The sequence below is a fragment of the Bradyrhizobium arachidis genome (genome assembly GCF_015291705.1).
GTDB classification, from domain to species: Bacteria; Pseudomonadota; Alphaproteobacteria; order Rhizobiales; family Xanthobacteraceae; genus Bradyrhizobium; species Bradyrhizobium arachidis.
Window position 1 is genome coordinate 3396670 of the sequence record NZ_CP030050.1, and the last position, 13928, is coordinate 3410597.

The 13928-nt window shown below is 65.4% G+C and carries 12 protein-coding genes; 6 read left to right on the forward strand and 6 right to left on the reverse strand.

Annotated features, from left to right (window positions below):
• Positions 1-107: 107 nt before the first annotated feature.
• Together WN72_RS15685 and ppc are read left to right on the forward strand one after the other, a co-directional pair.
• On the forward strand, positions 108-512 hold the full coding sequence (locus WN72_RS15685; protein WP_027558645.1) for a YccF domain-containing protein: 405 nt from the start codon (positions 108-110) through the stop codon (positions 510-512).
• A 200-nt stretch (positions 513-712) separates the two neighbouring features.
• A complete protein-coding gene (gene ppc, locus WN72_RS15690; RefSeq protein ID WP_092216941.1) occupies positions 713-3502 on the forward strand; it encodes a phosphoenolpyruvate carboxylase in 2790 nt (929 codons plus the stop codon).
• A gap of 68 nt (positions 3503-3570) precedes the next feature.
• On the opposite strand, the gene WN72_RS15695 is transcribed toward ppc, so the two are convergent.
• The 4 genes from WN72_RS15695 to WN72_RS15710 form a co-directional block, all read right to left on the reverse strand.
• Positions 3571-4683, reverse strand: a complete 1113-nt coding sequence (locus tag WN72_RS15695) for an SMP-30/gluconolactonase/LRE family protein (RefSeq protein WP_092216942.1) — start codon at positions 4681-4683, stop codon at positions 3571-3573.
• 129 nt (positions 4684-4812) lie between these two features.
• Complete coding sequence (locus WN72_RS15700) at positions 4813-5727, reverse strand: SDR family oxidoreductase (protein ID WP_027558648.1); 915 nt, start codon at positions 5725-5727, stop codon at positions 4813-4815.
• A gap of 138 nt (positions 5728-5865) precedes the next feature.
• Positions 5866-7005: a thiolase C-terminal domain-containing protein gene (locus tag WN72_RS15705; RefSeq protein ID WP_092216943.1), complete on the reverse strand. Its 1140-nt coding sequence runs from the start codon at positions 7003-7005 to the stop codon at positions 5866-5868.
• A 4-nt stretch (positions 7006-7009) separates the two neighbouring features.
• Complete coding sequence (locus WN72_RS15710) at positions 7010-7423, reverse strand: Zn-ribbon domain-containing OB-fold protein (RefSeq protein ID WP_027558650.1); 414 nt, start codon at positions 7421-7423, stop codon at positions 7010-7012.
• Between the two features lie 192 nt (positions 7424-7615).
• Here WN72_RS15710 and WN72_RS15715 point away from each other — a divergent pair, with 192 nt between their 5' ends.
• From WN72_RS15715 to alkB, 4 genes are all read left to right on the forward strand, one after another.
• On the forward strand, positions 7616-8965 hold the full coding sequence (locus WN72_RS15715; RefSeq protein ID WP_092216944.1) for an amidase: 1350 nt from the start codon (positions 7616-7618) through the stop codon (positions 8963-8965).
• The gene (locus WN72_RS15720) at positions 8958-9644 is read left to right on the forward strand and encodes a DUF2848 domain-containing protein (protein ID WP_092216945.1); all 687 of its coding nucleotides are present in this window, start codon (positions 8958-8960) and stop codon (positions 9642-9644) included. Before WN72_RS15715 ends, WN72_RS15720 begins: the two co-directional genes overlap by 8 nt.
• 176 nt (positions 9645-9820) lie before the next feature.
• On the forward strand, positions 9821-10570 hold the full coding sequence (locus WN72_RS15725; RefSeq protein ID WP_092216946.1) for a 2OG-Fe(II) oxygenase: 750 nt from the start codon (positions 9821-9823) through the stop codon (positions 10568-10570).
• Positions 10571-10579: 9 nt separating this feature from the next.
• A complete protein-coding gene (gene alkB, locus WN72_RS15730) occupies positions 10580-11233 on the forward strand; it encodes a DNA oxidative demethylase AlkB (protein WP_027558654.1) in 654 nt (217 codons plus the stop codon).
• 111 nt (positions 11234-11344) lie between these two features.
• Here alkB and WN72_RS15735 read toward each other — a convergent pair whose 3' ends face one another.
• Together WN72_RS15735 and WN72_RS15740 are read right to left on the reverse strand one after the other, a co-directional pair.
• On the reverse strand, positions 11345-12970 hold the full coding sequence (locus WN72_RS15735) for a thiamine pyrophosphate-dependent enzyme (RefSeq protein WP_092216947.1): 1626 nt from the start codon (positions 12968-12970) through the stop codon (positions 11345-11347).
• A 25-nt stretch (positions 12971-12995) separates the two neighbouring features.
• The gene (locus WN72_RS15740; protein ID WP_092216948.1) at positions 12996-13865 is read right to left on the reverse strand and encodes a fumarylacetoacetate hydrolase family protein; all 870 of its coding nucleotides are present in this window, start codon (positions 13863-13865) and stop codon (positions 12996-12998) included.
• Between the last annotated feature and the right edge of the window lie 63 nt (positions 13866-13928).

The window sequence follows — 13928 nt, forward strand, 5'->3', positions numbered from 1 at the left end:
GCGTCAATTCAATGAAGCGAGAGCGGGTGACGCGTTTTGAGGCAATGTCTTCGCAGCGATGACTTTCGCACCTATATAGGCGGGGTCATCGACCCGCGGATAAAGCCATGTCCCCCGTTTCCATCCTGCTCAACATTCTCTGGATTCTCATCGGCGGCGCCTGGATGGCGTTCGGCTGGCTGGTGGCTGCGGTCATCATGGCCGTCACCATCATCGGCCTGCCCTGGGCGCGGGCGGCGTTCAACATCGCCGTCTACACGCTGCTGCCGTTCGGCTCGCGCGCGGTCAATCGCTACGACGTCACCGGCGAGAGCGATATCGGCACCGGCCCGCTCGGGGTGATCGGCAACATCATCTGGTTCGTGCTCGCGGGCTGGTGGCTGGCGCTCGGCCACCTCGTGACCGCGCTGGTGCTGGCGATCACCATCATCGGCATCCCCTTCGCATGGGCCCATCTGAAGCTCGCCGGCATCGCGCTCTGGCCGATCGGCAAGGTCATCGTGCCGGCCTAGGGCATGATCCGGAAAAGTGCGGCGCGTTTTTCCGAAAAGATCATGCCTAAACAACGACCTAGAGCGCGAGGACGATTATCTTCGCGCTCTAGCCCTCTAGGTGTGCGCCGCCCCCAACTTCGTCTTGCGCTGCGGCAAAAAACTTGCACACTCGGTCAGCCGGGGAGCCATAGGGAGCTCTACTTAAGGGGAGCGAGCCAATGTCCCTCCAGACCATACCATCCGACGCGCCTGATCACCGCTCCAACCGCCCTGAGGACGTTCAGGCGCTGGAGGCGGACGCGCGGCTGCGCGACGATATCCGCCTGCTCGGGCGCATTCTTGGCGACACCGTGCGCGACCAGGAGGGCGCCGACGTGTTCGACCTGGTCGAGCGCATCCGGCAGACCTCGATCCGGTTCCACCGCGACGAGGACCGGCTTGCCCGCCGCGAGCTCGAGCAGATCCTCGACAGCATGTCGACCTCCGAGACGGTGCGGATCGTCCGCGCCTTCAGCTATTTTTCCCACCTCGCCAATATCGCCGAGGACCAGAACAACATCCGCCAGATGCGCGCCGGCAAGGGCGGCGGCTCCGGTGTGCTGGCGGAGACGCTGGCCCATGCCAGGGCCGCGGGCATCAACTCCGACACCTTGCGCAGCTTCTTCAAGAGTGCGCTGGTCAGCCCGGTCCTGACCGCGCACCCGACCGAGGTCCGCCGCAAGAGCACCATGGACCGCGAGATGGAGGTGGCCGCGCTGCTCGACCGCCGCGAGCGGGTCGCGCTGACCGCGGACGAGGCCGCCGCCAGCGATGAGCAGCTCCGCCGCGAGGTGCTGACGCTGTGGCAGACCAATCTGCTCCGCCGCACCAAGCTCACCGTGCTCGACGAGGTCGCCAACGGCCTGTCATTCTACGATTACACCTTCCTGCGCGAGGTTCCGCGGCTGGTCAACGTGCTGGAAGACCGGCTGGAGGAGGGCGGCGAGGCGGCCGCGAGCGAGCTCGCCTCGTTCCTGCGCATGGGCAGCTGGATCGGCGGCGACCGCGACGGCAATCCCTTCGTCACCGCCGACGTGATGCGCGGCACGCTGCGGCTGCAGTCGAGCCGGGTGATGCAGTTCTATCTGAACGAGCTGCACGTGCTCGGCTCGGAACTGTCGATCGCGGCGCATCTCGCCGACGTCTCCGAGGAGCTGCGTACGCTCGCGGAGCGCTCGCCGGACACCTCGCCGCACCGGAGCGGCGAGCCCTATCGTCTCGCAGTCTCCGGCATTTATGCACGCCTGACGGCGACGGCCGAAAAGCTCGAGGTCGAGATCACGCGCCGGCCGGTCGGCAAGGGCAAGCCTTACGAGAGCGTCAGGGAATTGCAGGCCGATCTCGACGTGCTGCATCGCTCCCTGATCTCCAACAATGCCCGCGTCATCGCCCGCGGCCGGCTGCGGCTCTTGCGGCGCGCGGTGGACTGCTTCGGCTTCCATCTGGCGCGGCTCGACATCCGCCAGAATTCGGCCGTGCACGAGCGCACCATCGCCGAACTGATGGATGCCGCCAACCCCGGCATGTCCTATCTCGCGCTCGGCGAGGACGCCCGCATCTCGCTGCTCACCAATGAGCTGCGCTCGACGCGCGCGCTGGTCTCGCCCTTCGTCAAATACAGCGACGAGACCATGGGCGAGCTCAACGTCTTCCATGCCGCCGCCGAAGCGCATGCGAAGTTCGGCTCGGACGCGATTCCCCAATGCATTATCTCGATGTGCAAGGGCATGTCCGACATGCTCGAGGTCGCGGTCCTGCTCAAGGAAGTGGGGCTCGTCCATCCCTCCGGGCGCAGCGCCATCAACGTCGTGCCGCTGTTCGAGACCATCGAGGATCTGCAGGCTTCCTCCGGCATCATGGACCGGATGCTGTCGCTGCACGACTACCGGCGCTTGGTCGACAGCCGCGGCAGCGTGCAGGAGGTCATGCTCGGCTATTCCGACTCGAACAAGGATGGCGGCTTCGTCACCTCGGGCTGGGAGCTCTACAAGGCCGAGATCGGGCTCGTCGAGGTGTTCGAGCGCCATCACGTGCGCCTTCGTCTTTTCCACGGCCGCGGCGGCTCAGTCGGCCGCGGCGGTGGTCCGAGCTATGATGCCATCGTCGCGCAGCCCGGCGGCGCGGTGAACGGCCAGATCCGCATCACCGAGCAGGGCGAGATCATCTCGTCGAAATATTCCAACGCCGAAGTCGGCCGCAACAATCTGGAGATCCTCGCAGCCGCCACGCTGGATGCGAGCCTGCTGCAGCCGCGCCAGAGCGCGCCGCGCCGCGAATATCTCGCCGCGATGGACGAGCTTTCCAACCTTGCGTTCAAGGCCTATCGCGGCCTCGTCTACGAGACCGAGGGCTTTGTCGATTACTTCTGGGCCTCGACTGTCATCAACGAGATCGCGACGCTGAACATCGGCAGCCGTCCGGCCTCGCGCAAGAAGACCCGCGCGATCGAGGACCTCCGCGCCATCCCCTGGGTGTTCTCATGGGCGCAATGCCGCCTGATGCTGCCGGGCTGGTACGGTTTTGGCAGCGCGGTCGCGCAGTGGATCGCGGCGCATCCGCAACAGGGCATGCCGTTCCTAAAAGAGCTCTACAAGGAATGGCCGTTCTTCCGCATGCTGCTGTCGAACATGGACATGGTGCTGGCGAAAAGCTCGATCGCGATCGCCTCGCGCTATGCCGAGCTGGTGCCGGACGAGGGCTTGCGCGAAAAGATATTCGGCCGCATCCGCCGTGAATGGCATTCCTGCATCGAGACGCTGCTCGACATCATGGGGCAGGACCGCCTGCTGCAAGGCAATCCGTTGCTGGAGCGCTCGGTGCGCCACCGCTTCCCCTATCTCGATCCGCTCAACCACGTGCAGGTCGAGCTTTTGAAGGAGCACCGCGCGCAGAACCCGGACGAGCAGGTGCTGCGCGGGATTCAGCTCACCATCAACGGCATCTCGGCGGGGCTAAGGAATACGGGGTAGGGCGAATAGCGAAATGGCGAATAGCGAATGGAGTCCACTCGCCATTCGCTACTCACCATTCGCCTCACTCAACAGAAATGCGCGCCCTGCGTCTCCACATAGACCGAATACAGCGACTGGCTCGCGGTCATGAACAGGCGGTTGCGCTTCTTGCCGCCGAAGCAGAGGTTGGCGCAGGTCTCCGGCAATAGGATCTGTCCGATCCGCGCGCCGTCGGCCCCCGAGAACACCTGCACGCCGTCATAGCCGGGGCCAACCCAGCCGGCGCCGACCCAGATGTTGCCTTCGGTGTCGACGCGCAATCCGTCCGGGAAGCCTGATTTGCCCTCGAGCTTCATGTCGATCAGCTTCTTCGGGTTCGACAGCTTGGGTCCGTCGATGTCGTAGGACCACACGACATTCTCCGCTTGCGGATAATGCGTGATGCCGGTGTCGCAGACATAGAGCTTCTTGTAGTCGTGAGAGAACGCAATGCCGTTCGGCTTGAACGGCTCGTCGGCGACTTTCGCGACTTGCCCCGTCTGTGCGTCTAGCCGGTAGACCGCTTCCTTCTGGTACGGCTGCAGCGAGCCGGTATTGGCGAGCTTGCCCTCGTAGATGCTGATCGCACCATAGCCGGGATCGGTGAACCAGATCGCCTTGTCGTTGGGATGCACCACCATGTCGTTGGGGCCGTTGAGCGGCTTGCCGTTCGCTTGCTCGGCCAGCGTCGTCACCGCGCCGTCGTGCTCGTAGCGGACGAGGCGGGTCCGCTCTGCGGTGATCTGACGTCCCTCGGTGTCGAACGAGTTGCCGTTGGCCTCGTTCGACGGCTTGTGGAACTGCTCGGAGATGTGGCCGTCATCGTCGAGATAGCGCAGCTGCCGGTTGGCCGGGATGTCGCTCCAGACGAGATATTGCCCCTGCGCATTCCACGCCGGTCCTTCCGCCCACAGGCAGCCGGTATAGAGCCGCTTGATCGAGGTGTTGCCGACCTTGGCCTTGAAGCGCTTGGGATCGATGACGACGATGTCGGGGTCGGGATAGCGCTGCGGCTCGGCATTGGCGCCGAAGTCGCGGGCGTCGGCCTTCGAGGCGAGCAGGGTGGTTGCGGCGACAGTTGCCGCGCCCTTGAGGAGCGTGCGGCGGCCGAGACCGCGGGTTACAATCGTGTCGTCGGAGTTGGTCAGTATTCTTGTCATGGTTTCCTCCCAAAGTTTGTTGGGAGGACACCATTCGCCCGCATTCAGGCATAAAACGGGGCGATCTCTGGAGAAGACAACCAGGGATCGCAGCGCAGGGATGCCAAAAATGTGGCTAGACGGAAATCCTTACACGGGGTCCCAGGGGAAGATGTCGGCGGAACGGTCGAGCTTGTAGAACGAGCCCTTCAGCGCCGGCATGCCGTGTTCCGCGATCGACTGCGGCGTCCAACCTTCGCTCCGGTGCACCGAGCGCAGCGGGCGGTTCTGGCTGAACAGGAACAGCTCGTTCATGCGCGCGCCAAAGATCTGCCCGGTGACGTCCTTGGCGGCATCGGAGAGCAGGTAGGCGCAGATCGGCGCGATCTTCTCCGGCCCCATCTGCTTGATCTTCTCGACGCGCGCCTTCTCGGCTTCGGTCTCGGTCGGGATGGTGCCGATCATGCGGGTCCAGGCGAACGGCGAGACGCAGTTGGAGCGGACGTTGAAGCGGCCCATGTCGAGCGCGATCGACTTCGACAGCCCGATGATGCCGAGCTTGGCGGCGGCGTAATTGGCCTGGCCGAAATTGCCGATCAGGCCCGAGGTCGAGGTGAAGTGCACGAAGGAGCCGCTCTCCTGCTCGCGGAAGATGCGCGCCGCGGCATGGCTGACATAGAACGAGCCCATCAGATGCACCTTGATGACGGCCTCGAACGCTTCCACGCTCATCTTGTGGAAGATCATGTCGCGCAAAATGCCGGCATTGTTGACGACGCCGTCGAGCTTGCCGAAATGATCGGTCGCGGTCTTCACGATCTTGCTGGCGGGCACGGCTTCTGCCACCGACTCGAAGTTGGGGACTGCGATGCCGCCACGCTTCTTGATCTCCTCGACCACTTCTTCCGCGGGGGTGGCGCTGGTGCCGGCGCCGTCGGCGGCGCCGCCGGGATCGTTGACGACGACCTTGGCGCCTTCGGCGGCACAGAGCAGCGCGATCTCGCGCCCGATGCCACGGCCTGCGCCGGTGACGATGATGACCTTGTCCTGCAGTGATTTGCTCATGTGGGTTCTCCGCTAGCCGTTCCAATTTCCGCCGTCATTCCGGGGCGCGCCTCTTGGCGCGAGCCCGGAATCCATACTCCCGATCGTGGTTATGGATTCCGGGCCTGCGCCTGACGGCGCATCCCGGAATGACAGCCACTACCTCTCGTTCGTAAACACGATCGTGCCACTCGCCGCGAACATGCCGCCGACGCCGTGGCACACCGAAATCTTCGCGCCAGCCACCTGCGCCGGTGCGATCCCGCGCATCTGGCGCACGCTCTCCTGGAGCGCGTACATGCCGTACATGCCCGAATGCATGTAGGAGAGGCCGCCGCCATTGGTGTTGAGCGGCAGCTTCCCGCCGGGTCGCGTATTGCCGTCCGCGATGAATTTGCCGGTTTCCTCATACGGCATGAAGCCGAGGTCGCCGAGCCCGAACAGCGGTAGATGCGCGAACGCATCATAAATCATGAGATGATCGACGTCCTTGTGCGCGATGCCGGCCTCCCTGAACGCCAGCGGCCCCGCGGTCTTGAAGGCGCGCGAGGAGTTGAATGTCTCCATCTGGCTGACCATCGGCGTTTCCACGCTCTCGCCGGTGCCCATGATGTAGACAGGCTTCCTTGGAAAATCCCGGGCGCGGTCGGCCGAAGTCAGGATCAGCGCGCCGCCGCCGTCGGTGACGAGGCAGCATTGCAGCAGCCGGAACGGATAGGCGATCATGCGCGAATTGAGGACATCGGCGACCGTGATCGGGTCCTTCATCATCGCGCGCGGGTTCTTCGCCGCCCATTCGCGCTGCACCACGGCCACCGAGGCGAGCTGTTCGTGCGTGATGCCGTAGGTCTTCATGAAGCGCAGCACGGGGATCGGGAACATGCTCGGCGGGCCGTAGACGCCGTAGGGCGCCTCGAACTGGCCGTTGAGGCTGTCCGCGGGCGTCGAACGTGGCTGCTTGCCGATCATCGACTTGCCGCTTTCGGCATGCGTGATCAGCACGGTCTTGCAGAGACCAGCCTCGATCGCTGCGGCCGCGTGGCGGACATGCAGCATGAACGAGCAGCCGCCGACCGAGGTGCCGTCGACCCAGGTCGGCTTGATGCCGAGATAGTGGCAGACCTGCTGCGGCGTTTCGACCGCGGTGGCGAAACCGTCGATGTCCGAGAGCTTCAGCCCGGCATCGGCGATGGCATTGAGCGCCGCATCCGCGTGCAGCTGGAGCTGCGACATATTGGGGATGATTCCGAGCTCGGTGGTCTCGGCCGCGCCGACGACGGCAACCTGGTTCTTGCGCATGGCCTTACCCCTTCGCCGGACGGAAGACGGGGAGGGTGATCTTGTCGTCCAGCTCCTGGAACGCGACCTCGAGCTTCATGTCGAGCTCGAGCGCCTCCGGCGTCTGCGGGCAGTCGATGATGTTGCTCATCATCCGCGGGCCCTCGTCGAGCTCGACCACCGCGATGGCGTAAGGCGGCGTGAAGCCGGGCGCGGCGGGCCGGTGGTTGATCACGTAGCTGTAGAGGAAACCCTTGCCACTCGCCTTGAAGATGCTGACCTTGCGCGAGGCGCAGGATGGGCAGAACGGGCGCGGCGGGAAATAGACATGCGCGCAGGCGTCGCAGCGCTGCAGCCGCAGCTCGCCGGCTTTCGTGCCGTCCCAGAAATGCTGGGTTTCCGGCGTCGGTTTCGGTCGCGCGCGCTGCGGTTCGGCCATCTCGGAACGCCCTCCCAGGACTTCTTTTGACAAGGGCAGGCTTGACGCCCGCCTGTTTCGATCTTGATGCGACAATCGACCATGGCGCGTCAACGGTCCAGCAATGCGCATGCATGCCATCATGCGCACAATGCTTGTGTCGAACTGAGCCAGCGCTATAGATTGCGCGCGCCAATATTCCGTGAGACAGACATGCCCGATTTTCCGACACTGGCGAAACTGGCCGAAGACCTCGAAAGCGGCCGCACCACCTCCCGCAAGCTGGTCGAGGCGTGCATCGCCAAAATCGCCGACCCCGCCGGCGAGGGCCAGCGTGCCTTCATCCATGTCGACAAGGACGCCGCGCTCGCGACCGCGGATGCGATGGACGCCTTGCGCAAGGTCAAGGCGGCGCCGTCGCCCTATGCGGGTATCCCGATCTCGATCAAGGATCTCTTCGACATCAGGGGGCAGACGACGCGCGCCGGCTCCCGTGCGCTCGACGATTCCGATCCGGCGGAGCACGACGCGGCGGCGGTCGCGCGGCTGCGCCACGCCGGCTTCGTGCTGATCGGGCGCACCAACATGACCGAGTTCGCCTATTCCGGCATCGGCATCAATCCGCACTACGGCACGCCGAAGGGCGCCTGGAACCGGGCCCAGGGCCATGTGCCCGGCGGCTCGTCCTCGGGCGCGGCGGTGTCCGTGCTCGACGGCATGGCGCATGGCGCGCTCGGCACCGACACCGGCGGCTCCTGCCGCATTCCGGCGGCCTTCAACGGCATCGTCGGCTACAAGCCGACGCAGCGGCGCGTGCCGCTCGACGGCTCCGTGCCGCTGTCGTACTCGCTCGACAGCATCGGGCCCTTGGCGCGATCGGTCAGCTGCTGTGCCATTCTCGATGCGGTGCTCGCGAACGAGCCGATCGTTCCGCTCAAGCCGCGCCCGGTGAAGGGCATGCGGCTCGCGGTGCCCACCACGGTCGCGCTCGATGATCTCGATGCGGCTGTCGCCGGGACCTTCGAGCGCGCGTTGAAGACACTTTCTGATCATGGCGCCAGCATCGAGCGCATCGAGATGGCGGAGTTCCACGACGTCGGGCCGATGAACGCCAAGGGCGGCTTTGCGGCCTCCGAAAGCTACGCCTGGCACCGCTATCTCATCACCGCCAAGGGGGACGTCTACGATCCCAGGGTCTTCGTGCGCATCATGCGCGGCGAGGCGCAGAGCGCGGCCGATTACATCGATCTCCTCAACGAGCGCCGCTCGCTGGTCGCCCGCGTCAACGCGCGCATCGCGCCCTATGACGCCCTGGTGCTGCCGACCACCGCCAACACGCCGCCGAAGATTTCAGATTTGGCCGACGACAAGGCGTTCGCCACGCAAAATCTGCGCGCGCTGCGCAACTGCACCCTGATCAACATGATCGACGGCTGCGCCATCTCGCTGCCGTGTCATCGCGAGGGCGACATTCCCGTCGGTCTGATGCTGGCGGGGGCGGGCGGTTCCGATCGCCGTATCTTTGAACTTGCTGCCGGCATGGAGGCCGTCATTCGTGTTTGATCTCACTTTCACCGTCGACGCCCAGGACACCACCACGCCGCTGACGCTGGCGATCGACCAGATGGTCATCGCCGGCTGGACCGGCCGCGATCCCGTCGCGCGCGACAAGCACATCAAAGAGTTGCAGGAGATGGGCATCGCCCCGCCGGCCTCGACGCCGATCTATTACCGCGCCTCGGCGCGGCGGCTCACCATGGAAGACCGCATCGAATGCACCGGCGGCGATTCCTCGGGCGAGGTCGAGTTCGTGCTGATCGGCTGGCAGGGCCGCATCTTCGTCGGCTGCGGCTCCGACCACACCGACCGCAAGGTCGAGGCCTACAACGTCACGGTCTCCAAGCAGATGTGCGACAAGCCGGTCGCCTCCACGCTGTGGGAGCTGGAGGACGTGCTCGGCCACTGGGACAAGATGATCCTGCGCTCCTACGCCACCATCAAGGGCGAGCGCGTGCTCTACCAGGAGGGCACGCTGGACGCGATGCTGCCGGTGAATGACCTCATCGCGCGAGGTTTCGAGGGCGGCAAGCTGCCCGACGGCTGCGCCATGTTTGGCGGGACCTTTGCCGCCAAGGGCGGCATCCGCTCGGCTGATCGCTTCGACTTCGAGCTGGAGGACCCCGTGCTGAAGCGGACGATCAGGCACGGCTACGACGTGTTGACGCTGCCGGTGCGGGGCTAGCTCCCATCCGGAAATCGGGTGGCTGTGGCTGCCGCGATCTGCCACACCCACTCCTGTCATTCCGGGGCGCGACGTAGTCGCGAGCCCGGAATCCATAACCACGATCGGGAGTATGGATTCCGGGCTCGCGCCAAGTGGCGCGCCCCGGAATGACGGAGTGGATAGGATGAGCGCTAATGGCTATCGCGAAACGTGTTTCCGCCGCTGTCGATGACGCGACCGACCTCACCGCCCACGTCGACACCCTCGACTGGCCGCAAATCAGCGCCGAGCTCGACAGCCAGGGCTGCGCCGTCCTGAAGGGCCTGCTCACGCCGGACCAATGCCGCGCCGTCGCCGCTCTCTATCCGGACGACGCGCACTTCCGCAGCCGCATCGTCATGGGCCGCCACGGCTTTGGCCGCGGCGAGTACAAATATTTCTCCTATCCGCTGCCCGACCTGATCGCGCAGCTGCGCCCGGCGCTCTACGCGCATCTTCAAGCCGTCGCCAATCGCTGGAACGAGGCGATGGGGATCGACATCCGCTATCCCGCGAGCCATCCGGCATTCCTGAAGCGCTGCCATGAGGCCGGCCAGACGCGGCCGACGCCGCTGCTGCTGCAATATGAAGCCGGCGATTTCAATTGCCTGCACCAGGACCTCTATGGCGAGCACGTCTTCCCGCTCCAGGTCGCGATCCTGCTGTCCGAGCCGGGCCGCGACTTCACCGGGGGCGAGTTTGTGCTGACAGAGCAGCGGCCGCGCATGCAGTCGCGCGCCGAGGTGGTTCCGCTCACGCAGGGCGACGCGGTTGCCTTCGCTGTGCATCACCGCCCGGTGCAGGGGACACGCGGCACCTATCGCGTTAATCTGCGCCACGGCGTCAGCCGGCTTCGTTCGGGGCAGCGCCACACGGTGGGTGTGATCTTCCATGATGCCAAATGAGCGCTACGATTGATTGGTGATCTGTTCGACAGTGTTGCCGAGGCGCAGCCGTCACGCGAGGAGATCGCCGACGGCGCGGTGCTGCTGCGCGGCTTCGTCAAGCCGATCGAGAGTGAGCTGATCGACGCCGTGCGCGCCATCGTGGCGCAATCGCCGTTCCGGCGGATGACGACGCCCGGCGGCCATTTGATGTCGGTGGCGATGACCAATTGCGGCGAGCGCGGCTGGATCACCGACCACACCGGCTATCGCTATGATCCGATCGATCCGCGGACCGGCGCGCCGTGGCCGGCGATGCCGCAAGTGCTCCGTGATCTCGCCCGCAACGCGGCGGAGCAGGGCGGCTTCCAGAACTTCGCGCCCGATGCCTGCCTCGTCAATCGCTACGAGCCCGGCACGCGGCTGTCGCTGCATCAGGACAAGGACGAGCTGGATTATTCGGCGCCGATCGTCTCGGTCTCGCTGGGCCTGCCCGCGACCTTCCTGTTCGGCGGCCTCGCCCGCAGCGACAAGCCGCGCCGCTTCCGCCTCGTCCACGGCGATGTCGTGGTGTGGGGTGGCGCCAGCAGGCTCGCCTATCACGGCGTCGCGCCGCTCGCCGAGGGCGAGCACGCGCTGCTTGGACGGAAGCGGATCAATCTGACGTTTCGCAGGACGCGGTGAAGCTTTTCCGTCATTCCGGGATGCGCCGTAAGGCGCAGGCCCGGAATCCATACTCCCGATCGTGGTTATGGATTCCGGGCTCGCGCTACGCGCGCCCCGGAATGACAGAAACTACGGCTTCGGCGGATGAATGAACGCCCACGGGCTCACTTCCGAATCCCTGGTCACCTCGACCGAGATTAGATACGGCCCACCGTGGCTAAGCGCCTTCTCCATCGCCGCCTTGAACTGCTCCGGCGCCGTCACACGCGCCGCCGCCACACCAAAGGACTCCGCGAGCTTGACGAAATCCGGATTGACCAAATCCGACGCCACCACGCGGCCGTCAAAACGTTCGCGCTGGTCGCGGCGGACATTGCCATAGGCGTTGTTGTTGAACACCAGCGTCACCACGCCGATGTTGAACTGCACGGCGGTGGCAAGCTCCTGCACGCCGAACATGAAGCCGCCATCGCCGGTGATCGCGACGACCGGCTTGTCGGGATTGGCGACCTTGGCGCCAAGTGCGGTCGGGAAGCCCGAGCCGAGCGTGCCCTGATAGCCCGACGTGATGAAGGTGCGCGGCTCATAGATCGGAAAGCCGTACCAGGAGGCAAAGCCGACCTGCGACAATTCATCGGTGACGATCGCGTTCGCCGGCAGCACCTCACGCAGGATGTTGAGATACGCCATCTGCGGCTGGACGCGCTGGATATCGGCTTGCGCGGCGGCAGTGGCCTCACGGATCGCGGCACGGCGGCCGGCGGTCTTGCTGTAGCCGGCCTTGCTGACGGCGGCGGCGAGATCGGCAGTGGCGGCCCTGGCATCGGCGACGATGGCGATGTCGGAGATGAAGCGCCGCATCTCGACGGGATCGATGTCGATCCGGATGCACTTCAACCCGTCGGGCCGGTACGGCCAGCGCGACATGGTCGGCAGCTCCAGCCGCGTGCCGATGCCGATCATCAAGTCTGTGTTCGGCCACAGCCTGTAGGCGGCGGCCATGGTGAGGCCGAGCTCATGCGCATTGGAGACGATGCCGCGGCCGCTGCGGAAGGCGACCACAGGCGCATCGATCATCTCGGCGAGCTCGAGGATCTCCGCGCCCGCATCGATCGCGCCGCTGCCGACGAAGATCATCGGCGCCTTGCTGGCCTTGATCAGCGCGGCCGCCTGCTTGATCGTGTCGGGATCAGGCAGCGGCGCGGGCAGCGGCTCCAGCACCTGTGCGGCACAGGTGTCGGCGCGCTGGGTGAAGACGTCCCAGGGCATTTCGACCGAGGCAGGGCCGCGCCGGCCTGAGGTCATCTCCTGGAAGGCGCGCGCCACCGTGGTCGGCGCGTTGCCGGGCGTCTCGACGCGGTCGGCCCATTTCACATAGGTGCGCAAGGTCGCGAGCTGGTCCGGCATCTCGTGCAGATGGCCGCGGCCCTTGCCGAGGAACTGCGTCGGCACCTGGCCGGTGACGCACAGCACCGGCTCGTTGCAGCCATAGGCGGTGAGCAGCGCCGCGCTGGCGTTGAGCACGCCGGGGCCGGGCACCACGCTGAACACCCCGGGCCGGCCGCTTGCGCGCGCATATCCGAACGCCATGTAGCCGCAGGCCTGCTCGTGCCGCGCGCCGATCACCTTGAGCTGGGCCTGGTGGAATGCGTCGAACAGGCCGTAGATCTGCGCGCCGGGCAGGCCGAACACGGTGTCGACCCCGTGAGCGACAAGGCCGCTGACGATCGCTTCGCCGCCGGTGAGGGTGGTCATTGCACTATTCCACTTCCATTGTTGTTCAGGCTTCGTCGACGACACCGTTACGTAAAGAGCCGATGCCCTCGGCCGCGACCTCAATCACGTCGCCCGGCTTGAGGTAACGCGGCGGTTCGAACCGTGCACCGGCGCCGGTCGGCGTGCCTGTCACAATGACGTCACCGGGAACGAGCGTTGCGAAGGTCGAGATATAGCTGATGAGGTAGCGGAACGGAAACATCAGTCGGCTGGTGCGGTCGTCCTGGCGCAGCTCGCCGTTGACATGCGTGGTGAGGCGGATGTCGGCGATCTGGGATTCCTTTGCGTAAGGCACGAGCCACGGCCCTAGGCTGCCGCTGGAATCAAAATTCTTGCCCTGCGTGACGTTGAATTTGGCGTGGCGGAGCCAATCGCGCACCGAGCCTTCGTTGCAGAGCGTCAGCGCGGCGATGTGGTCGAGCGCGGCGCTTTCCGCAATGTGCCGCCCGGGCTTGCCGATCACCAGCACGATCTCGCCTTCATAGTCGAGCTGGTGTGAGGCGCGCGGACGCACCAGCGGCGTGTCGTGGCCGACGAAGGAGCGGGGCGAGCGCATGAACATGCTCGGATATTTCGGCGCGTCCTGCCCGTCCTTGTACTCGGCGTTGCGATCAGGATAGTTGACGCCGATGCAGATGATCTTTTCCGGTGCAGGGATCGGCGGCAGCCAGGTGATATCGCCGAGCGCGTGATCCGGCGCGCGGCTGGCGGCTTCTTCCGCAAGGCTTGCGAGCTTTCCGGCCGCGATCACCTCGCGCAGCGTCGGATAGTCTCTTGCGTAGCGCGCGGAGAGATCGACGATGCCGCCCTCCAGGACGGCGCCGTAGCTGACATCACCCTTGACGGAATAGGTGGTGAGGCGAGGGAGTTTCATTGGCGATCTATCTCTCTGTCGTCCCGGCGAAAGCCGGGACCCATACCGCGGAATCTATCGATT

Excerpts from the sequence above, each read along its gene's own strand:
- WN72_RS15685 (WP_027558645.1), top strand. The coding sequence starts at position 108 with ATGTCCCCCGTTTCCATCCTGCTCAACATTCTCTGGATTCTCATCGGC.
- ppc (WP_092216941.1), top strand. The coding sequence starts at position 713 with ATGTCCCTCCAGACCATACCATCCGACGCGCCTGATCACCGCTCCAAC.
- WN72_RS15695 (WP_092216942.1), bottom strand. The coding sequence starts at position 4,683 with ATGACAAGAATACTGACCAACTCCGACGACACGATTGTAACCCGCGGT.
- WN72_RS15700 (WP_027558648.1), bottom strand. The coding sequence starts at position 5,727 with ATGAGCAAATCACTGCAGGACAAGGTCATCATCGTCACCGGCGCAGGC.
- WN72_RS15705 (WP_092216943.1), bottom strand. The coding sequence starts at position 7,005 with ATGCGCAAGAACCAGGTTGCCGTCGTCGGCGCGGCCGAGACCACCGAG.
- WN72_RS15710 (WP_027558650.1), bottom strand. The coding sequence starts at position 7,423 with ATGGCCGAACCGCAGCGCGCGCGACCGAAACCGACGCCGGAAACCCAG.
- WN72_RS15715 (WP_092216944.1), top strand. The coding sequence starts at position 7,616 with ATGCCCGATTTTCCGACACTGGCGAAACTGGCCGAAGACCTCGAAAGC.
- WN72_RS15725 (WP_092216946.1), top strand. The coding sequence starts at position 9,821 with ATGGCTATCGCGAAACGTGTTTCCGCCGCTGTCGATGACGCGACCGAC.
- WN72_RS15735 (WP_092216947.1), bottom strand. The coding sequence starts at position 12,970 with ATGACCACCCTCACCGGCGGCGAAGCGATCGTCAGCGGCCTTGTCGCT.
- WN72_RS15740 (WP_092216948.1), bottom strand. The coding sequence starts at position 13,865 with ATGAAACTCCCTCGCCTCACCACCTATTCCGTCAAGGGTGATGTCAGC.